The 18,150-nt window shown below is 62.0% G+C and carries 20 protein-coding genes; 12 read left to right on the top strand and 8 right to left on the bottom strand.

Annotated elements, in window-relative coordinates; translation table 11 throughout:
* Window positions 1-82 precede the first annotated feature (82 nt).
* Together rnk and CDO35_RS10955 are read left to right on the top strand one after the other, a co-directional pair.
* The gene (gene rnk, locus CDO35_RS10960) at window positions 83-490 is read left to right on the top strand and encodes a nucleoside diphosphate kinase regulator (protein WP_099524718.1); all 408 of its coding nucleotides are present in this window, start codon (window positions 83-85) and stop codon (window positions 488-490) included.
* A gap of 58 nt (window positions 491-548) precedes the next feature.
* Window positions 549-1,349, top strand: coding sequence for a lipase family protein (locus CDO35_RS10955; RefSeq protein ID WP_099524716.1), 801 nt, complete (start codon window positions 549-551; stop codon window positions 1,347-1,349).
* On the opposite strand, the gene CDO35_RS10950 is transcribed toward CDO35_RS10955, so the two are convergent.
* From CDO35_RS10950 to CDO35_RS10935, 4 genes are all read right to left on the bottom strand, one after another.
* Entirely contained in the window at window positions 1,346-4,204 is a 2,859-nt protein-coding gene (locus CDO35_RS10950) for a class I adenylate cyclase (RefSeq protein WP_099524714.1), read from the bottom strand. The two genes, CDO35_RS10955 and CDO35_RS10950, sit on opposite strands and share 4 nt — an antisense overlap.
* Window positions 4,205-4,448: 244 nt before the next feature.
* Window positions 4,449-4,703 (bottom strand): TIGR02647 family protein, encoded by a 255-nt coding sequence (locus tag CDO35_RS10945; RefSeq protein WP_099524712.1) that lies wholly within the window; start codon window positions 4,701-4,703, stop codon window positions 4,449-4,451.
* On the bottom strand, window positions 4,700-5,449 hold the full coding sequence (locus tag CDO35_RS10940; protein WP_243699073.1) for a substrate-binding periplasmic protein: 750 nt from the start codon (window positions 5,447-5,449) through the stop codon (window positions 4,700-4,702). The genes CDO35_RS10945 and CDO35_RS10940 overlap by 4 nt, the downstream gene beginning before the upstream one ends.
* Before the next feature lie 155 nt (window positions 5,450-5,604).
* On the bottom strand, window positions 5,605-5,880 hold the full coding sequence (locus CDO35_RS10935; protein ID WP_099524707.1) for a hypothetical protein: 276 nt from the start codon (window positions 5,878-5,880) through the stop codon (window positions 5,605-5,607).
* A 165-nt stretch (window positions 5,881-6,045) separates the two neighbouring features.
* Between CDO35_RS10935 and CDO35_RS10930 the strand changes: the two genes are divergently transcribed.
* From CDO35_RS10930 to CDO35_RS10895, 8 genes are all read left to right on the top strand, one after another.
* A complete protein-coding gene (locus CDO35_RS10930; protein ID WP_099524705.1) occupies window positions 6,046-6,843 on the top strand; it encodes an IclR family transcriptional regulator in 798 nt (265 codons plus the stop codon).
* The gene (locus CDO35_RS10925) at window positions 6,840-7,817 is read left to right on the top strand and encodes a 2-dehydro-3-deoxygalactonokinase (protein WP_099524703.1); all 978 of its coding nucleotides are present in this window, start codon (window positions 6,840-6,842) and stop codon (window positions 7,815-7,817) included. The genes CDO35_RS10930 and CDO35_RS10925 overlap by 4 nt, the downstream gene beginning before the upstream one ends.
* On the top strand, window positions 7,810-8,433 hold the full coding sequence (locus CDO35_RS10920) for a 2-dehydro-3-deoxy-6-phosphogalactonate aldolase (protein WP_099524701.1): 624 nt from the start codon (window positions 7,810-7,812) through the stop codon (window positions 8,431-8,433). Before CDO35_RS10925 ends, CDO35_RS10920 begins: the two co-directional genes overlap by 8 nt.
* 61 nt (window positions 8,434-8,494) lie before the next feature.
* Window positions 8,495-9,511 carry a tripartite tricarboxylate transporter substrate binding protein gene (locus CDO35_RS10915; RefSeq protein ID WP_099524699.1) on the top strand — a complete coding sequence of 339 codons (1,017 nt, stop codon included), beginning with the start codon at window positions 8,495-8,497 and terminating at the stop codon, window positions 9,509-9,511.
* Between the two features lie 61 nt (window positions 9,512-9,572).
* Complete coding sequence (locus tag CDO35_RS10910; protein ID WP_099524697.1) at window positions 9,573-10,061, top strand: tripartite tricarboxylate transporter TctB family protein; 489 nt, start codon at window positions 9,573-9,575, stop codon at window positions 10,059-10,061.
* Between the two features lie 35 nt (window positions 10,062-10,096).
* A complete protein-coding gene (locus CDO35_RS10905; RefSeq protein WP_243699072.1) occupies window positions 10,097-11,602 on the top strand; it encodes a tripartite tricarboxylate transporter permease in 1,506 nt (501 codons plus the stop codon).
* The gene (locus CDO35_RS10900; RefSeq protein ID WP_099524693.1) at window positions 11,599-12,378 is read left to right on the top strand and encodes an SDR family NAD(P)-dependent oxidoreductase; all 780 of its coding nucleotides are present in this window, start codon (window positions 11,599-11,601) and stop codon (window positions 12,376-12,378) included. The genes CDO35_RS10905 and CDO35_RS10900 overlap by 4 nt, the downstream gene beginning before the upstream one ends.
* Window positions 12,375-12,815 (top strand): GlcG/HbpS family heme-binding protein, encoded by a 441-nt coding sequence (locus CDO35_RS10895; protein WP_079784921.1) that lies wholly within the window; start codon window positions 12,375-12,377, stop codon window positions 12,813-12,815. The genes CDO35_RS10900 and CDO35_RS10895 overlap by 4 nt, the downstream gene beginning before the upstream one ends.
* A gap of 266 nt (window positions 12,816-13,081) precedes the next feature.
* Here the strand turns inward: CDO35_RS10895 and CDO35_RS10885 are convergent, their stop codons facing one another.
* The 4 genes from CDO35_RS10885 to argH form a co-directional block, all read right to left on the bottom strand.
* A complete protein-coding gene (locus CDO35_RS10885) occupies window positions 13,082-13,834 on the bottom strand; it encodes an endo alpha-1,4 polygalactosaminidase (RefSeq protein ID WP_243699071.1) in 753 nt (250 codons plus the stop codon).
* A 72-nt stretch (window positions 13,835-13,906) separates the two neighbouring features.
* Window positions 13,907-14,386, bottom strand: a complete 480-nt coding sequence (locus CDO35_RS10880; RefSeq protein ID WP_099524687.1) for a GNAT family N-acetyltransferase — start codon at window positions 14,384-14,386, stop codon at window positions 13,907-13,909.
* Between the two features lie 21 nt (window positions 14,387-14,407).
* The gene (locus CDO35_RS10875) at window positions 14,408-14,650 is read right to left on the bottom strand and encodes a hypothetical protein (protein ID WP_099524685.1); all 243 of its coding nucleotides are present in this window, start codon (window positions 14,648-14,650) and stop codon (window positions 14,408-14,410) included.
* Between the two features lie 36 nt (window positions 14,651-14,686).
* Window positions 14,687-16,081 carry an argininosuccinate lyase gene (gene argH / locus CDO35_RS10870; protein ID WP_099524683.1) on the bottom strand — a complete coding sequence of 465 codons (1,395 nt, stop codon included), beginning with the start codon at window positions 16,079-16,081 and terminating at the stop codon, window positions 14,687-14,689.
* A gap of 232 nt (window positions 16,082-16,313) precedes the next feature.
* On the opposite strand from argH, the gene CDO35_RS10865 reads away from it, so the two are divergent.
* Both CDO35_RS10865 and CDO35_RS10860 read left to right on the top strand, forming a co-directional pair.
* Window positions 16,314-17,387 (top strand): sensor histidine kinase, encoded by a 1,074-nt coding sequence (locus CDO35_RS10865; RefSeq protein WP_099524681.1) that lies wholly within the window; start codon window positions 16,314-16,316, stop codon window positions 17,385-17,387.
* On the top strand, window positions 17,384-18,130 hold the full coding sequence (locus tag CDO35_RS10860) for a LytR/AlgR family response regulator transcription factor (protein ID WP_099524679.1): 747 nt from the start codon (window positions 17,384-17,386) through the stop codon (window positions 18,128-18,130). Before CDO35_RS10865 ends, CDO35_RS10860 begins: the two co-directional genes overlap by 4 nt.
* Window positions 18,131-18,150 lie beyond the last annotated feature (20 nt).

Raw genomic sequence — 18,150 nt, 5'->3', positions numbered from 1 at the left:
GGTCGACAGACATTCAGCTGAACCCCGCCTTCGGGCGGGGTTTTGCTTTTTTATGGTTTACGCAAGGAGTCCGCCCGGCATCATGAACAGTACACCGACCATCACCATTACCCGCCTCGATCTGCAGCGTCTGGAGCGCCTGCTCGACAGCCTGGACGAGTTCGGCCCTGGCGCCCAAGCGCTGCAGGCTGAGCTGGATCGTGCCGACGTGGTGGGGCACGACGAGGTGCCGGCCGGTGTGGTGACCATGAATTCGCGCGTGCATTGCCGCGAGGAGAGCAGCGGCAAGGACTATCACCTGACCCTGGTCTACCCGCAGGATGCTGGTGGCGAAGGCAAGGTCAGCATCCTCGCGCCAGTTGGCAGCGCGTTGCTCGGCCTGTCCGTCGGCCAGCACATCGACTGGCCCGCGCCGGGCGGCAAGCAGCTCAAACTGACTCTGCTGGAAGTCGAATACCAGCCGGAAGCAGCGGGCGAATACGACCGCTGACGTCTTTTCCCCGGCTGGACTAGAGTGAGGTTTCCGCCAATGGCAAGGAGGCCTCGCCATGCCGAGTCTGCCGCTGTATTTCCCACCGACCTACCAACTGTCGCGTGCCTTGCTCTGCGCCGAGCTGCTGATGGCCGCCTACGACCAGTACGAGCAATGGTTGGCGCAGCAGCGCCCGCGCACACCCGAGCACTTTCATTGGCAACAGCCTGAACTGGAGGGCTGGCAGCTTTCCGCGCCGATCTGGAGCGTGCTCAGCGAGTGGCATGTGTTCAATGAGTCCGAGCCCTTTGGCTTCGCCGCGCGGGATCCGCAGGGCGATTGCTACCTGGTGTTTCGCGGTACCGAGTCGGTGCAGGACTGGCTGGATGACCTCGACCTGGATCAGTGCGATTACCCGTGGCAGGCCGGTGTCGGCCTGGTACACGATGGCTTTCTGAAACTCTACACCTCGTTGCGTGACCAGGCCCTCGGGGCACTGGACGGCTTGCAGCCGCAGGCGCGGCTCTGGGCTTGCGGTCACAGCCTGGGCAGCACCTTGAGTACGCTGGCGGTGCCGGACCTGCTGCAGCGCTGGCCTGCATTGCTGCTGCAGCATTACAACTTTGCCAGTCCGCGCCTGGCGTCCCCGGCATTCGCCAGCTACTACAACGGGCTGGCCGTACCGACTTACCGGTTGGTCAACGACAGCGACCTGGTGCCCGAGGTGCCACCGGCAGACAGTGATCGTTGGTTCTATCAGCACGTGGGCTTGCCGGTGACCTTCACCGCCAGCTACGGCGGTGTCGCCACCAACCACAGCATGGGCGACTGCTACCTCTATGCACTGAACAATCCGGATGCACCGATGAAGGGCTAGACCTGCTGCAGCGCCGTATTGAGGGCATCTTCCAGCCCGCTCTTGTAGTGCAGGTAATGCACCGTTTGCGCCTGTTGCCCGGCTAGCACGGCGGAGAGATCGAGGTCGGTGATGTAGCAGGGATAGCGCTCGCCGCCGGCACGCTGGGCGAGGATGTGCTGCGCCACGGCGCGATACAGCTCGCGGCCGTACTCCAGCTCGGAGAACTCGCGATGGTTGCAGTACAGCGTGACATGGCGTTGGCGACCGTCGCCTGGCTCGACGATCGCTTGCACGTCGTAGAACGGATGGCTGACCTGGGACTCGGGCACCGATCTGCGCTCGAGGTGCTGAGCGCGTAGTGGCGCCGCCGGCAGCAGTTGGTAGTAGATAATTTCCAATGGCGACTGATTGTCGGCGCCATCGAGCGGCAACATGGCATTGCGCCGATACAGCAGTGATTGCAGGAAACGGTGGATCGGCGTCAGCAGGCTCTGCTCATCGCGAAATGGCAGGCGCCGGCGCCAAAGTGCATTGCGTTCATCGAGCAGGGTCAGTTCCGCTTCGCCGCTGGTTTCGTGCAGGCGGTAGAACACCTGGATGCACTGTGGGCGCCCCATGGGCAGGATCAGCGCGAGGTCGTCGCCATCGAGGGCATGGCGGTCCAGATGCAGAGGGCTGTAGAGCTCCTGCTCGGCGCCAAGGTGCTCCAGCAGTGCTGGCAGATCGCCCAGAGCGGCGTGGCTGACCTGGCCAGGTGTCAGCTGCAACACGTGGTAATGCTGGCGTATCTGCACCAGATAGCGTGACTGGCGACCTTCGGCATAGGTGTTGAGCAGGTCGCGCAGCAGCTCGTCGACGCGTTCGGCAATCGGCTGGGCTCGATTACGGCAGTAGCAGCGCACCTGCACCTTGGGCGGCGGTTCGCCGATCGGCAAGCTGTTGAGCAGGTCGCGCAGGCAGTCGAGCAGCGCGTCCTGGCCGTCATGACGGCTGACCTGCAGTTCGTTCCAGCTGTTGAGCACCACCTGATCGAGGGTCAGCACCAGGTTCTCGCGTACGCCGGAATAGCCCAGTGCATCGGTACGCCCGGTGGTCATGTGCACGTTCATCTGGCTGTGCTGTTTGAGCGGGTCGACCCCGACATTGACCAGCAGTAACAACTGGCTGGGGACGCTGGCGCGCAGCAGGGCTGCCTCTTCGACGCTGGGCTGCGGCAAGGGGAAGCTTTGCTGCAGGCTGGCGATCAGGTTGGACAGTTCGAAGTCGGTCAGGTCGCTGCTGCCTGGGTGCAGCGACAGGCGCGTGCTGCTGTCGATCACGCCGTTGCGATGGCACCAGGCAAGCAGTTCGATCAGTTCGCGCGCGCGTTTGAGGGGGGCGAAGTCGCTCCACTCCTGGGCGCCCAGGCTGCCGTTGAACAGCGCCCACTGGTATTCGTTGGGCGCTTCGGGGCTGGGGTGTTGCACCAGAGTCAGGGTATCTTCGGCCAGATCCGGGGCGATGCCAGGGTTGATGAACTCCACCTTGCCCGCCTTGCGTTCGAAGGCAGCGTACAGGCGCCGGCCCAGTACGTTGAGGTCACGGGTGTTCAGCGAGCTGCCAGCCTCGGCGCTGCGGGCAAATTGCGAGAGAAAGCGGTAGCTGTACGTTAGCTCGTTGACCAGTACGCGGCGCTCGGCCGCGACCTGGCGCACCTTCCACTGGCTGCGACTGTCGAGCACGGATAGCTGGCGGCTCTGCCAGCCCCATTCCGCAGTCAGGCGCTCCAGCAGCAGGCGCTGCCAGCTTTTGGCGCGGCCGCGTGTTGGCGGGCGACTGACCTTTTTGTTGACCTTCAGGTACAGGCAGCGGCGAATCAGCTCCAGCCTTTCCTGATCGCCGCGCGCGCTCAGATATTCCTCCAGGCGACGGTAGACGACGATGTAGGGATCGAGCTCGTCGAGGTCCAGGCGGCCTTCGAACACTGCCCGCTTGAAGCGCAGCGCCAGGCATTCGACCTTGGGGTGCTCGCTGGCGTAGACCTCGGTGAGCAACAGTTTGAGCACCGACTTGTAGGGCGACTCGATACCCTTGTACAGCTGCCACATGCCGGCGCCGATGAACTCTTCTGGCGGAATGTGCGCCAGGTTGCCGAGGTCGAGTACATCCTCGGCACGTACGAAGCGCTTGCTCAGCAGGGTGCGGCAGTAGTCGTGGTAGCGCGTTTCCTCGTAGACCGGCACTAGCCACCAGAGTGGCGTACGACCGCCGAGCCAGATGGCGGTGCGGTAGAACTCGTCGAGCAGCAGATAATGCTGGGTGGTGCCGCAGTCGTCGGAGGTCAGTTGCGCCTCACGTGCGCCCTGGGTGAAGCGCTGCGGGTCGACCAGAAAGACGTGCACCTCGGCGCCCTGGGTGGCGGCCCAGCTTTCCAGTTGATCGCACTTCTTGCGCAGGTCCTGCAGTTCCTGCGCCGTGAGGTTGGGCGAATGGCACAGCCACAGGTCCATATCGCTCTGCTCGGCCTGTGCCACGGTGCCCAGGCTGCCCATCAGGAACAGGCCATGCAGCGGCGCTGCGCCCTGGCCACGACGGGGCTTGTAGACGAAGGAGCGGGTCAGTCGCTGGACTTCAGCGAGGCTGGCATCATCCGGTTCGAAACCGCTTAGGCCTGCCGGTGTACTGGCCGAAACATAGCCAGGCAGCAGCGGGTGATTGACGTGCAGTAGCAGCGGCAACAGCTTGAGGACCAGTTGCTGGCGTGTGGACAGCGCCTCCATGGCCCGCTGCAGGCGACCCTGATTGATCTGCAGAAAGCGCGCGCGCAGTTGCGTCAGCACCTTGCGGTCGATGCCGTCATCGATATCGGGGCGTATTTCCAGCGTGCGCGTCATGCTCGAACTCTACTGCAGATGCGGCAAGCCTATCAGCGGTGGGCTCGCCAGTGCAGTGCCTTTGACGCTATATCGCCCGCAGCGCCACTCTCTGAAGAGCGGCCGGCTAATGCCGAGCGGATAAGGTTACCAACGCAGTCTGTGGCAAGAGCCCCACCCCGGGCGAGTTGCTCAAAGTGCGCGCCACCTTGACTCGCAGCGCGGCACCGGGTGGCTGAGCGGCATTAGTCGGCGGGCGATTGGATTAAGCGGGAGTGGCCTGGCGGGTCGAGAGAATGGTCAGCAGCGCTTGCGCGTGTTCGGCGGCATCGATGCCCAGGCTGGTCAGGTAGCCGCCGTCGGCTTGGCTCACCAGGCCTTTCTCGTGAAGGCGGGTGATGGCACCTTGCGCCTTGAATGAAGCGTTGTTGTGTACCTTGAGCCCTTCCAGATGGTTGTCCAGGTTGTACAGCGCGAGGATTTCCAGCTCGTCGATCAGGTCAGCGTTGAATGACTTCATGGTGACTCCGTCTTGTTGTTATGGCGCTCCTGCAGTGTAGAACCATGCGCGGTGCTCTGCCCATCAATGAGTTGCCAGTTGGCGAGAATTCGCTGGTAGGTGCCGTCCTGCCTGATCTGCCGCATGCCTGCGTCGAAGTCGCGCAGCAAGGCTGCGGCCTGTGGATGGTGGCGGGAAAAGGTCAGGTAGAGCTGTGGGCGATGCACCCTGGCCAGCGCCTTGAACTGGCCAGCCAGCTCGGGATTTTCACGCAGCAGTGCTTCGGTGGTGCCGCGAAAGGCGATGACGTAGTCCACGCGGTCGCGCTGCAGCATGAGAAAGCCATTCAAATCGCGCCGCACCGCAATGCGCTGGATCTCCGCATAACTGTCGAAGTACTCGCCGTAGGTGTAGCCGATGGTGATGGCTACGCGCTTGCCTCGGATGCTGTCCAGATCATCTATCGGCGCATCTCCTGCATGACCCCAGAGCAGGATGTCGTCGCTGAACAGCATCTCCTGCGGCAGCAGGAACTCCGCGCGGATGTGTGCGTCAGGTGTGGTGTTGAAGCAGCCTGCCAGACTGCCTGAGCGCGCCAGCTCCATGCAGCGCGAATAGGGGTAGGGCGCCAACTCGACGGACGTTTTGCTGGCGCTGAACGCTGCTCGGACGATGTCTGCCGACATGCCCTCGATCTTGTCATTACGCAGGGCTGTGTAGGGATACCAGTCATCCTCGGCACCAATGCGCGGCGTTTCGGCTCGCACGACGCTGGCTCCGCTCAAACAGAGGGCGCAGATCAGCAAGGCGATGAGTCTGGGCAGCGTACAGGCCATCGAAGGCGATACCTTCTCGGTCGGGATTGATGGTGACAGTAGCAATCTGCCTGCCAGTCCGACCAGTGGCCTGAGTCAATCCATCTTCAGTTTTCTTCCGGCAGCTCCGGCAGGGCGCGCAAGGCTTGCTCGTACCAGGCGCCATCGAAGGGACGGTCCTCGCGCAGCATCGCATCGATTTCATGAGCCAGGACCAGTGCCATCAGCTCAAGGATCTCTTCGCGCTCGTAACCGACCAGCGTCAGCTTGTTGTACACCGCCTTGGCGGCTGCCGGTTCGCCGCTTTCCAGCTGATTCTCGATGGCCTGGATCAGGGTGGCTTCGGCGAAGTCTTCGTCTTTTTGCTCGTCGCTAGTGCTCACGATGCGGGTCCATGTCTCTGGGGGAAAGGGTTCAGTTTGACAGTCTGTCTGCGCGCTGGCCACGCAGAGCACTTTATGATTTATTTGTTCCCATAATATGGGAGTTTGTTTCGTATATTGAGAATTGAGAAAAAGCCGATTAGAGTCCGTCGCCAGGAGAAAGCTATGTCCGATAAAAATAACAACCAAGCACCCATGGGTGCCCAGGCGCTTTTCAGAGGCCTGGCTGTGATAGACGCCGTCGCACAGGGGGCCAGCAGCCTCGCTGACATCGGTGCGAGTATTGGCTGTACGCGTAGCACCACTCATCGCCTGATCACCGCTCTGGTGCAGGCAGGTCATTTGCGCGCCATTGGCGGTAGCGCTGGTGGCTATCAACTCGGTCCGAAACTCATCGAGCTCGGCTACAAGGCCCGCGCGCAGATGCCGCTGGCTAACGTAGCGCGTCCTCATCTGGAGGCGCTGGCGCGGCTGACTCAGGACACCGTGCACTTGGGCGTGCGTGAAGACGGTGATGTGCTCTACATCGAGAAGTTGCCGAGCAGTCGCGGTCTGGAAATGCGCTCGCGAATCGGCCTGCGCATGCCTCTGGCCCTGACGGGGATTGGTAAGTCGCTGATGCTTGACCTGACTGAAGCGCAGTGGTTGGAGCTATACGAGCAGGGCTTGCAACGCCGCGCCGGGCAGTCTGGCTTGCGCGAGGTATTTACGCCTTGGGATGAGTTTCGCGAGCTGATGAACGGCTACGCCAAGGGCGGTTTCAGCCTCGATCTGGAGGAAAACGAGCTGGGCGTGCGCTGCGTCGCCGCGCCAGTACGCGATGCCAGCGGGCAGATCGTCGCCGCGCTGAGTGTTGCCAGTGCCATCCCCTATATGCCGGAAGCACGTCTGCACGAGTTGCGCCCGGACGTAACGGCTTGTGCCGTCGCCATTTCCCGTGAATTGGGTTGGAGTGCCTCATGACCGAATGCCTCGCCCCGACGCTGATCGCACTCGACTGGGGTACCTCATCGCTACGCGCTTATCTACTTGGCGAAGGCGGCCGGGTGCTGGATTCGCAGAGTCGGCCATGGGGCGTGCAGCACACGCCCCATGGCGATTTCGCCCGAGCCTATGAAGAGTTGATTGGTGAATGGTACCGCCAATGGCCTGAGCTGCCTGCGCTGGCGTGCGGCATGATCGGCAGCCGCCAGGGCTGGCGTGAGGTGCCCTACGCTGTGTGCCCGGCTACGGCGAACGATCTGGTTGATGGTTTGCTGGCTTTGGATACTGCCTGCGGCACGCTGCACCTGGTACCCGGGGTGCTCGATGCAGGTGCGTTGCCCAACGTGATTCGAGGTGAGGAAACCCAGGTCTTCGGTGCTCTGCAACTGGCCCCTGAACTACGTGATAACGCCTTGCTGGTTTTGCCGGGTACCCACAGCAAATGGGTCACGGTGCGCGACGGTGCGATCAGCCACTTCGCGACCTACATGACAGGCGAGCTGTTCGCGGTCTTGCGTGACCATTCGATTCTTGGCCGCCCGGCCCGTGAGCAGGGTAGCGAGCGCAGTGATGCGGCGTTCTTTCGCGGGCTTGATGCTGCTCGGCAGAGCGGCGCCGAAGGTATTTCTGGCCGTCTGTTCAGCACCCGCAGTCTTTTGCTCACCGACCGTCTGAGCGCAGGGCAAAGCCTGGATTATCTCTCCGGGCTACTGATCGGCGAGGAGCTGCGCGGTGTACTCGCCAGTCTTGAGGGTGGCGTCTGTCCGCCGCTGGTGCTGATTGGCGATGTGCACCTGTGTGAGCGTTATCGATTGGCCCTGTCTCGTTTCAGCGTGGATTCCGTGCGCATCCTGGAAAACGCCGGGGTCGTGGGGCTCTGGCACCTGGCCTGCGCTGCTGCTCTTGTCACCGCCCCGCCCGCCGCCGTCTCGAGGAGCGTCCTGCATGTCTGATTCCTACCTGCAGCAATTGCCGCTGATCGCTATTTTGCGCGGTGTCACCCCTGAGGAGATCGTCCCCATAGGCTTGGCGCTCTATGAGGCAGGCTTTCGCCTGATCGAGATTCCACTGAATTCGCCGCAGCCGCTGCAGAGCATCGGCTTGCTGGCGGCTGAACTGGGCGATCGCGCGCTGATCGGGGCCGGTACCGTGCTCAGCACCGGGCAGGTCGAGCAGGTGGCGCAGGCCGGTGGGCGCTTGATCGTGTCGCCCAACTGCAACCCTGAAGTGATTCGCGCCACACGCCGTGCCGGGCTATTCAGCTCGCCGGGGGTGGTCACGCCGAGCGAAGGCTTCGCTGCGCTGGAGGCCGGTGCCCAGGTGCTCAAGCTGTTTCCCGCCGAGCAGTTCAACCCTTCGATCATCAAAGCCTGGCGCGCGGTGTTCGCTCGTGACGTCGCCCTGCTACCGGTTGGCGGTATTACACCCGCATGCATGGCCACGTTCGTCGCCGCGGGTGCCAGCGGTTTCGGTCTCGGTTCGGCGTTGTACAGGCCGGGGATGAGCGTGACCGAGGTCAGCGAGAACGCGGCAGCCTTCGTGGCCGCCTGGAGAGCAACGCAACACTGACATTCGCTACACCCAGTCACCATGACAGCTGTACTCGACAATAATAAAAGGAGAGCTCGTTATGCTCGTTAATCATGCATCCCGCATGTCGCAGTCTTTCACCCTCGGCAAATTGCTGAGTCGCGCCGGTTGCAAGCTGGCCGCACTAACCCTTGCACTGGGCTTGGCCATGCCGACGATGGCCGCCGAGTGGCCAAGTCGTCCGGTGAGCATTGTTGTGCCGGCAGGTGCGGGCGGTGGTTCCGATGGAACCGCGCGAATCCTGTCCAAGTACCTCAAACAGGAGCTGGGCCAGCAGTTCAATGTCATCAACCTGGGGCAGGGCGGTGGCGTGGTTGGCATCCAGAAGATCATCAGCTCCAAGGCCGACGGCTACACCTTGGGCATCTTGTTCAACTATGCCCACTACAAGGAAATGGGCCAGGCTGACTTCCAGGCTAGTGATTTCACGCCCATCGGCCAGTACAACTTCGACCTGGCCGGCTTCCAGGTCAAAGCCGATTCGCCCTTCACCAATCTGCGCCAAGCGCTCGATGCGCTGAAGGCTGACCCCGCCAAATACGCCATCGCCTGCGCCGGCGGCTGCGGGGGTTCCTGGCCGATGGCCGTGGCCGGGTTGCTGGATGCCTGGCAGGTCGACCTGCAAAAAGTGCGCATGATCCCCGGCCAGGGGGCCGCTGCGGCGATGCAGGATCTGGCTGCTGGCGGTGTCGACTTCGTACCGTGCTCGTTGCCCGAGGCCGACGCGCTGCTGCGCTCGGAAAAAGTACGCAGTCTCGCCGTATTCGGCTCCGAGCGTCAGGCCGCCTACCCGGATGTGCCGACCCTGAAAGAGGAAACTGGCCTGGATCTAGAGCTAGGTTCGTTCCGCGCACTGGTGGCGCCTGCCGGCCTGCCAGATGACATCAAGGTCAAGCTCGAAACGACCCTGGAAAAAATCTACAACGACCCCGAATGGCGCAAGGAAATGGAAGATCGTGGCTTCCGTCCGCAGTGGCGCAACGCCGAGGTCTTCGGAGAGTACCTGGAACAGCATACCCGTGACGTTCAGGCTCTGATCGGCAAGCTCAATCCTTAACCGACACAGTGGCCGCCTATGCCTGGTAGGAGGCCACTGCCGATCGACAGGAGCGCACAGTATGAAATTCAGCGACATCACTCTTGGGGTGAGCTTCACCCTGCTCGGGTTGGCTGTGTTGGTACATGGTCAGCAGATGAAAACTTCGCCGTTCTTCCAGTACGGCGCCGGCTTCTTTCCTTCGATCATCGGCAGCCTGTTGGCGGTCTGCGGGGTGATCCTGCTGATCAAGGGCATCCGCCTGACGCTGGTTCAGCAAGGCGGTTTCTGGCTGGTACAGGCCGGCCCCTGGATGCGTGATCGCGAACGAGTGATCAATTTCGTGCTGGTGCCGCTGTTGGTGGTGGCGTTCGTCGCGGCTATCGAAAGCGTCGGTTTCCCGTTGTGTAGCGTGTTGTTGGTGGGGTTGCTCTGTCAGCGCTTCAGCGGTCGTCCGTTGCTGTCCTGGGTGACCGCGGTGCTGGTTACGGTGTTTCTCTACCTGTTTTTCCAGCAGTTGATGAGCGTGCAATTGCCCATGGGCGTTCTCACCGACTATCAGGGGCGCTGAGCGTGGACGCGATAATCAATGCTTTCAGTATGGTCATGACCTTCGAAGTCCTGGTGGTAATGATGATTGCCGCTCTGTACGGCCTTTCTGTCGGCGCCATTCCTGGCCTCACTGCCAGTATGGCGGTAGCACTGATGGTGCCGGTGACCTTCTTCATGGATCCGGTGCCAGCGATTGCCGCCATCGTCACCATGGCCGCCATGGCGATCTTCTCCGGCGACCTTCCCGCCGTGTACATGCGTATGCCAGGTACACCGGCATCCGCGGCCTACACCGAGCCCTGCCATGGGCTTTCGCAGCGAGGCCTGGGTGAGTATGCGCTAAGCATGAGTGCAGTCAGCTCGGCCATCGGCGGCAGCGTCGGCGTACTGGCGCTGATCCTGTGCGCGCCATTCCTGGCCGAGTTCGCCCTCAACTTCAGTTCGTTCGAATATTTCTGGCTGGCCTGCATGGGCCTGACCGCTGCCATTGCCGTGTCGGACAGCTCGCCGGTCAAAGGTGCAGTGTCGCTGCTGCTCGGCTTGCTGGTTGCCAGCGTGGGGCTGGACCCGGTTTCCGGTGAGGCACGGTTTACCTTCGGCAATGCTGACCTGCTCGGCGGTTTGGGTTTCATCCCGGTGATCATTGGTCTGTTCGCCGTGGCGGAAATCCTACGTTTCTGCACCCGTAACAGTCGCGCGGGCAACTCCCGGCAGGCCGCCCTGGTGCCTCAAAAGCCGATGCTGCTGCAGGCGCTGCGCGACATCTTCAAGTACAAGGTGGGTGTTGCTCGGGGCTCGTTCGTCGGTGTGCTGGTGGGCATTCTGCCGGGGGCAGGGGCTGACGTGGCCGCGTACATCTCCTACGCCATGTCCAAGCGCGCAGCAGCCCGACGTACCACGCCGGATGAGGTCAACATGGCCAAGATCGTTCCGGCTACCGCAGCCAACAACGCAGCTGTGGGTGGCAGTTTCATTCCGGCCACGGTGTTCGGGATTCCCGGAGATTCGCTGACCGCCATTGTCATCGGCGTACTGTTCATGAAGGGCCTGAATCCGGGCCCAACGATCTTCACTGAGAACGCCGACATGATCAACGCGGTGTTCCTGGCGTTCCTGCTCGCCAACCTCATGCTGATTCCTTTCGGTTTTCTCGCCATCAAGCTGTTCAAACGAGTGTTGCAGGTGCCGCAGAGTATCCTCATGCCGGTGATCCTGGCGTTTTCTATCGTCGGCGCCTTCGCCGTGGAAAATACGCTGTTCGCCATCGCCATCATTCTCGCCTTCGGCGTCATCGGATTCTTCATGGAAGAAAACGGTTTTCCACTGGCACCGATGATTCTCGGCATCGTCCTCGGGCCGATGCTCGAGGAAACCTTCATCACCTCGATGATGCGTGCCCAGGGCGACCTGATGGTGTTCTTCGAGCGCCCGGTATCGCTGGCGCTCGCCATCATCACCCTATCTCTGTGGCTACTGCCGCTGCTGTTGCGCTTATTCAAGCGCCGTACGGGCATTGCCCCGGAATCCCCTGCTCACCGTCAAGAGGAATGCACCCAATGACCTTCAACGACCTGCGCGGCAAACGCGTTCTGATCACCGGCTCCACCCTCGGTATCGGTTTGGCTACCGCGCGCGCCTTCGCCAAGCTTGGCGCCCATGTCGGTATCACCGCACGCAACACGCCGGCTAACCTCGATGCACTGCTCAGCGAGTTGTCAGCCGATGGTGGCCAGGCGGCGTTCTTCGCTGGCGATCTCGGCAAGACCGAGGCCTGCGTGGCCACGGTTGCGGCGTTCGTCGAGCGTTTCGGCGGTATCGATGTGTTGATCAACAACGCCGGGGCACTGCTGGAACGTCGTGGCTTGGAGAGCATCGATGATGCCTTTTTCGATGCGATGACCAATGTCAATCTGCGTTCGGCGCTGATGGTCACCCGTGAAGCCATTCCCCATTTGCGCGCGTCGGCCAAAGCCAGCGGACAGAGTGCGGCAGTGATTACTACCGGCTCGATCGCCGCCCACGGCGGCGGTGGTCCCGGCGCTAGCCTCTACGCTGCGGCCAAGGCCTGGTTGCACAATATTCAGCGCAACTGGGTACGTGAATTTACCCCGGCCAATATCCGCTTCAACATCGTTTCGCCTGGCACCGTGGACACCGCGTTCCACGCCGATAAGGACGATGCTGCGCGCGCAGCGGTCAGTAGCACCATCCCGATGGGCCGCTTCGGTACCCCGGAGGAAATGGCACCGTCTTATCTGTTCCTCGCGTCACACGCCTGCAGCGGCTACATCACCGGCCAGGTGCTCGATGTCAACGGTGGGCAGGCAATGCCATGAATGCATCAGACCGATTCGCTCCCGGCGTCCTGAGTTATGGCGCTCCTGTCGATTTGCAGCAGGCGCGACATATTGCTGCAGCGGCTGAGCGTGAGGCGTTGGCCAACGGCTGGCCGATGGTGATTGCAGTGGCCGACAGCGGTGGAAATTTGGTGCTGTTGCACAAGCTCGATGAGGCGGCACTGGGCAGCGTCGAGATAGCGATCAAGAAAGCCTCAACGGCGGCGCTGTTCAAGCGCTCGACCAAGGGCTTCGAGGAAACCCTGGCAACCGGCGGCGCGGCACTGCGCTTGCTGTCGATGCACAATGCCATTCTGCTTGAGGGTGGCGTGCCGCTGGTACAGGATGGCAAGGTTATCGGCGCTATAGGCGTGTCAGGTATGCACCCGACCCAAGACGGGCAGGTGGCGCTGGCCGGCGCTGCAGCGCTGGGCTAAGTACAGCGCCCGCGTATGCAACGTGCGCGGGCGTGTTCGCCGAGCAGCGGTTGGCAATTGCCTGCAGGTTTTCATGGGTATTGAACCGCGCAGTCATCAACTCGCAACAGGTACGCGTGTTCGCCGGTCAGGCGATAGCCGGCCTACTCGCTCTGCACGTAGGCGCCGCAGCGTTCGTAGAATTCTATAGCCGCGGTGCTCCAGTTCAGCTCCGACTATTCAAGGTGGCCACCGCCGGGTAGCGCCTTGCCGGTTCTGATGAGGGCTCAGTCGCAGGGGACGCCAACGCCTTTCAGGCTGACTTTGAAGAATTGCAGACGAAAGCCGGAGTTCGCGGCCCGACTGCAAAGACTCTTATTGAGGGTGCGGTATTCGGCGATGAAGATCGGTTTGCCCTGGCTGCGCATGTGACTGTAACCGTCGCATTCGTTGTAGCGATAGCAACTCTCGTTGATGGCAAAGTCGAAGTAGTCGCCAAGTGACGGCAGCAGTTCTACGGCATTCTTCAGACCGATGCTCAGGTCGCGACTATGTGCCTCGCTGGCCAGCCAACGATTGAAGTCTATTTGCTGGGCTTCCGTCAGTCCCAGGCCGTTGTCATTGCTGTAGCCGTCCACGTTGTCCGGATCGACGGCGTCGCAGCCTTTTTCTACGGCCAGGTCCAGGCGTTTGGCGAGTAGTTGGCGCACATCCTCACGGCGATAGTCGAGCCAGTGCTCACCCGGCCAATCAGGCAACGCCTTGCCCAGTGCCGCCGTTGGGTAGGCCTGAGCGTCGCTGCGCCAATCTTCCCAGGTGCCCGCACTGAAATAGCAGATGACGATACGCCCACTCGCCTTGAGATTGGTGATGGTTTGCTTGGGCGTGTCGTACAGGTCTATGTCATAGACCAGGCGATTGGGTGTTTGCAGTTTGCCATCGAGTTGCAAATGCCAGGACGCATTGGCGGGAATGGTGACTGGTGTCGCCGCCGATAGCGCCGGAGCGATAATGCTGAGCAGAGCAAGGAGTGTGCGCATGATGGTCCGGTGGCAGGTGGAGGTGTAATTACCTTAGGCCAGAGGTGTTGCCCTAGCCAGGCGCCGGTTTTCTCAGCCTGCGGCGAAATCCAGCAAGGCCTGGCCGGTCAGGCGGTAGGTTGTCCACTCGCTTTGCGGGCTAGCACCGAAGGATTCGTAGAAGTCGATGGCCGGGGTGTTCCAGTCCAGCACCGACCACTCGAAGCGGCCGCAGCCGCGTGCTACCGCCAGTTGCGCCAGGTGACGCAGCAACGCCTTGCCAGCTCCCAGGCCCCGTGCTTCAGGGCTGATGTAGAGGTCTTCCAGATAAAGACCGTGCTTGCCCAGCCAGGTGGAGTAGTTGAAGAAATACACCGCGTAGCCGATGGGCTGGCCGTCGTTCTCGCAGATTAGGCCGTGGGCGGTGCTGTCCTCGGCGAACAGGCTGTTGCAGATACCGGCGGCATCAGTCTTCACCTCGTGCTCGGCCTTTTCGTAGATGGCCAGGTCGGTGATGAAGCGCAGGATCAGCTCCGCGTCTTCATGGGTGGCGGGGCGGATTTCTATAGGCATGGAAATGTCTCGTGGCAGCGTTCAGCTGTATGTGGCGGTCAGCCACGTCAGGGGCAGGCCAACCAGGCAGATGAAGCCAAATGTGGCGACCCAGGCGCTACGTGCGCCCATCGGGTCGGCCACGCGCAGCGGCAGGCGCGGATAGCGCCCTAATGTCAGCAGTCGTAGTGCCAGCCAGCCGGTCGTGTAGAAGACGTAGCCGATGATGATTTCAAGCGCGATCTCAGCCAGTAGCGCCAAGCCGCGCAGCAGTAATTCAGGCATGGGAACTCCTTTTCCCTATTTTCTCCGACGCGTCGTTTAGCGGCTGGCGAGAAGTTCGCGACCACGCACCACCGCAGCACGGACCTGATTCGGTGCGGTGCCGCCGATATGGTCGCGAGCGCCGACCGAGCCTTCCAGGGTCAGCACGGCGAATACATCGTCGGTGATCTGATCGCTGAACTGGCGCAGTTCATCCAGGCTCATCTCGGCCAGGTCCTTGCCGGTCTGCACGCCGTATTTCACGGCGTGGCCGACGATCTCGTGGCAGTCACGGAAGGGCAGGCCCTTGCGTACCAAGTAGTCGGCCAGGTCGGTGGCGGTGGAGAAACCGCGCAGCGCAGCTTCGCGCATGACTTCGCGCTTGGGCTTGATCGCCGGCACCATGTCGGCGAAGGCGCGCAGGCTGTCGCGCAGCGTGTCGGCGGCGTCGAACAGCGGTTCCTTGTCTTCCTGGTTGTCCTTGTTGTAGGCCAGCGGCTGGCCTTTCATCAGGGTCAGCAGGCCGGTCAGGGCGCCGAATACGCGACCGGTCTTGCCGCGCACCAGTTCGGGCACGTCCGGGTTCTTCTTCTGCGGCATGATCGAGGAGCCGGTGCAGAAACGATCCGGCAGGTCGATGAACTGGAACTGGGCGCTGGTCCACAGCACCAGCTCTTCGGAGAAGCGCGACAGGTGCATCATCGCCAGCGAGGCGGCAGCGCAGAATTCGATAGCGAAGTCGCGGTCGGAAACGCCGTCCAGTGAGTTGCCGCCAACAGCGTCGAAACCGAGTAGTTTGGCAGTGATCTCGCGGGCAATTGGATAGGTGGTGCCGGCCAGTGCGGCTGAGCCCAGCGGCATGCGGTTGGTGCGTTTGCGGCAGTCGACCAGGCGCTCGTAGTCGCGCGCGAGCATCTCGAACCAGGCCAGCAGATGGTGGCCGAAGGTCACTGGCTGGGCGGTCTGCAGGTGGGTGAAGCCGGGCATGATGGTGTCCGCTTCCGCTTCGGCCAGGCCCAGCAGGCCCTGCTGCAGGCGGGTGATCTCGGCCAGGATGATGTCGATCTCGTCGCGCAGCCACAGGCGGATGTCGGTGGCCACCTGGTCGTTACGCGAGCGGCCGGTATGCAGCTTCTTGCCGGTGACGCCGATGCGATCAGTCAGACGTGCCTCAATGTTCATGTGCACGTCTTCCAGATCGACGCGCCAGTCGAACTGGCCGGCTTCGATCTCGCCCTGGATCTGCTTGAGGCCGTCGATGATGGTGTCGCGCTCGGCATCGCTGAGTACGCCAACCTTGGCCAGCATGGTGGCGTGGGCGATGGAACCCATGATGTCGTGGCGGTACAGGCGTTTGTCGAATTCCACCGAGGCGGTGAAGCGGGCGACGAAGGTGTCGACGGGCTCGCTGAAGCGGCCGCCCCAGGATTGGTTGGTTTTTTCGCTGCTCATGATTTGGGCTCGGAATCGGGCGGGCCACGTTGGCGGCCAGCATGGCGGACAAAGTGCGTCGATAATAACAGGGTCGGCAGGCGTTTCGCCGTGTCGAGTTAGCCGTCAGGCAGGACGCAGTGGTGTCGGCTGCTTCACAAATCTATCGCGAAGGTGGCATTTCGGTGCTTTATTTTGTCCGGCTGGAGCCGTCTGGCTTGCCGGCTAGCAGGGCGACACGGAAACTGCGTCGATGCATACAAAATCGCTTGCCAAGAACAAAGGTATCGACGACTTCTTCGTCCCGGAACTGTGCCAGCCGGAAGCCCTGCTGAGCATGGTGCTGCTGGCTGAGCTGCTGGTACTGGTGCTGGTGCTCGCCGAACCGATGACGCCGGGTTTCGACTGGGTGCGCCTGGCCCTGACCTCATTGTTCGTGCAGTGGATCGTGCTGCTGTCGGCCGCCGTGCTATGTCGATTACGGCCCTTGCTGGCGCGCCTGCCGCCGGCGCTGGCTGGCGGCCTATGCTGTGTGCTGGTGGTGCTGCTGACTCTGGGTTGTACGGCGGTGGCCGACTATTACGAACTGGGCGGGCCGCTACCACGCAGTGGTGAAGTGAATCTTTATCTGCGTCATGCGTTGATCAGCCTGATCATGTCCGCACTGCTGCTACGCTATTTTTATCTGCAGAGCCAATGGCGTCGGCAGGAGCAGGCCGAGTTGCGTGCCCGTATAGAGTCGTTGCAGGCGCGGATTCGCCCGCATTTTCTGTTCAATAGCCTCAACAGCATCGCCAGCCTAGTCACGCTAGACCCGCTCAAGGCCGAGCAGGCGGTGCTGGATCTGTCTGATCTGTTTCGCGCCAGCCTGGCCAAGCCCGGAACGCTGGTGCCGTGGAAGGAGGAACTGGAACTGGCGAAACGATATCTATCGATCGAGCACTATCGGCTCGGCGAGCGACTACAGTTGCAGTGGGAGGTCGAAGGTGTGCCGGAGGATCTACCGATTCCCCAGCTGACCCTGCAACCTCTTTTGGAGAATGCGCTGATCTATGGCATCGCGCCGCGTATCGAAGGCGGCCTGGTGCGGGTCGAGGCGGATTACCAGGATGGTGTGTTCAGCTTGTGTGTCAGCAATCCGTATGAAGAGCGGGGCGAGCAGCACCCGTCGCGGGGAACGCACCAAGCGCTGAGTAATATCGATGCGCGCCTGGCGGCACTTTTTGGGCCGAAGGCGAGTCTCAGCGTGGAGCGCCGTGACGGCCGTCACTACAGCTGTCTACGCTATCCTTGTGCGAGACTCACGCAGGAAGCCAGAGCAATATGAATGTCCTGATCGTCGATGACGAACCCCTTGCCCGCGAGCGCCTCAGCCGTATGGTCGGTGAGCTCGAGGGTTACCGGGTCCTGGAGCCCGCCGCCAGCAATGGCGAGGAAGCCCTGACCCTGATTGATAGTCTGAAGCCGGATGTGGTCCTGCTGGATATCCGCATGCCCGGTCTAGACGGCCTGCAAGTCGCTGCCAAATTGTGCGAGCGCGAAGCGCCGCCAGCGGTGATTTTTTGTACGGCTCATGACGAGTTCGCTCTCGAGGCCTTCCAGGTCAGTGCAGTGGGCTATCTGGTCAAGCCTGTGCGTCCTGAGAGTCTGAGCGAAGCGCTGAAGAAGGCCGAACGGCCCAATCGTGTGCAACTGGCCGCGCTGACTCGTCCCGCAGCGGAGACTGGCGGTGGCCCGCGTACTCATATCAGTGCGCGAACCCGCAAGGGCATCGAGCTGATCCCGCTGGATCACGTGGTCTACTTCATCGCTGACCACAAGTACGTCACCCTGCGTCATGAGGGCGGCGAAGTCCTGCTGGATGAGCCGCTGAAGGCGCTGGAAGACGAGTTCGGTGATCGCTTCGTGCGCATCCACCGCAATGCGCTGGTGGCGCGTGAGCGTATCGAGCGTCTGCAGCGTACCCCGCTCGGACACTTCCAACTGTTCCTCAAGGGGCTCGACGGTGACTCGCTGGTGGTCAGCCGCCGCCATGTGGCCGGTGTACGCAAGATGATGCAGTCGCTGTAGCGGGGCTCCGGCTGCGGCCT

The sequence above is a fragment of the Pseudomonas sediminis genome (genome assembly GCF_002741105.1).
Classification (GTDB): Bacteria; Pseudomonadota; Gammaproteobacteria; order Pseudomonadales; family Pseudomonadaceae; genus Aquipseudomonas; species Aquipseudomonas sediminis.
The sequence above is the reverse complement of the archived record's forward strand: the minus strand, read 5'-3'. Positions and strand labels throughout refer to the sequence as shown.

Coding starts and splice junctions, on each gene's coding strand:
- CDO35_RS10950 (WP_099524714.1), bottom strand. CDS start 4,204: ATGACGCGCACGCTGGAAATACGCCCCGATATCGATGACGGCATCGAC.
- CDO35_RS10865 (WP_099524681.1), top strand. CDS start 16,314: ATGCATACAAAATCGCTTGCCAAGAACAAAGGTATCGACGACTTCTTC.
- CDO35_RS10945 (WP_099524712.1), bottom strand. CDS start 4,703: ATGAAGTCATTCAACGCTGACCTGATCGACGAGCTGGAAATCCTCGCG.
- CDO35_RS10920 (WP_099524701.1), top strand. CDS start 7,810: ATGTCTGATTCCTACCTGCAGCAATTGCCGCTGATCGCTATTTTGCGC.
- CDO35_RS10900 (WP_099524693.1), top strand. CDS start 11,599: ATGACCTTCAACGACCTGCGCGGCAAACGCGTTCTGATCACCGGCTCC.
- CDO35_RS10925 (WP_099524703.1), top strand. CDS start 6,840: ATGACCGAATGCCTCGCCCCGACGCTGATCGCACTCGACTGGGGTACC.
- CDO35_RS10885 (WP_243699071.1), bottom strand. CDS start 13,834: ATGCGCACACTCCTTGCTCTGCTCAGCATTATCGCTCCGGCGCTATCG.
- CDO35_RS10915 (WP_099524699.1), top strand. CDS start 8,495: ATGCTCGTTAATCATGCATCCCGCATGTCGCAGTCTTTCACCCTCGGC.
- argH (WP_099524683.1), bottom strand. CDS start 16,081: ATGAGCAGCGAAAAAACCAACCAATCCTGGGGCGGCCGCTTCAGCGAG.
- CDO35_RS10930 (WP_099524705.1), top strand. CDS start 6,046: ATGTCCGATAAAAATAACAACCAAGCACCCATGGGTGCCCAGGCGCTT.
- CDO35_RS10910 (WP_099524697.1), top strand. CDS start 9,573: ATGAAATTCAGCGACATCACTCTTGGGGTGAGCTTCACCCTGCTCGGG.
- rnk (WP_099524718.1), top strand. CDS start 83: ATGAACAGTACACCGACCATCACCATTACCCGCCTCGATCTGCAGCGT.
- CDO35_RS10880 (WP_099524687.1), bottom strand. CDS start 14,386: ATGCCTATAGAAATCCGCCCCGCCACCCATGAAGACGCGGAGCTGATC.
- CDO35_RS10895 (WP_079784921.1), top strand. CDS start 12,375: ATGAATGCATCAGACCGATTCGCTCCCGGCGTCCTGAGTTATGGCGCT.
- CDO35_RS10955 (WP_099524716.1), top strand. CDS start 549: ATGCCGAGTCTGCCGCTGTATTTCCCACCGACCTACCAACTGTCGCGT.
- CDO35_RS10905 (WP_243699072.1), top strand. CDS start 10,097: ATGACCTTCGAAGTCCTGGTGGTAATGATGATTGCCGCTCTGTACGGC.
- CDO35_RS10860 (WP_099524679.1), top strand. CDS start 17,384: ATGAATGTCCTGATCGTCGATGACGAACCCCTTGCCCGCGAGCGCCTC.
- CDO35_RS10875 (WP_099524685.1), bottom strand. CDS start 14,650: ATGCCTGAATTACTGCTGCGCGGCTTGGCGCTACTGGCTGAGATCGCG.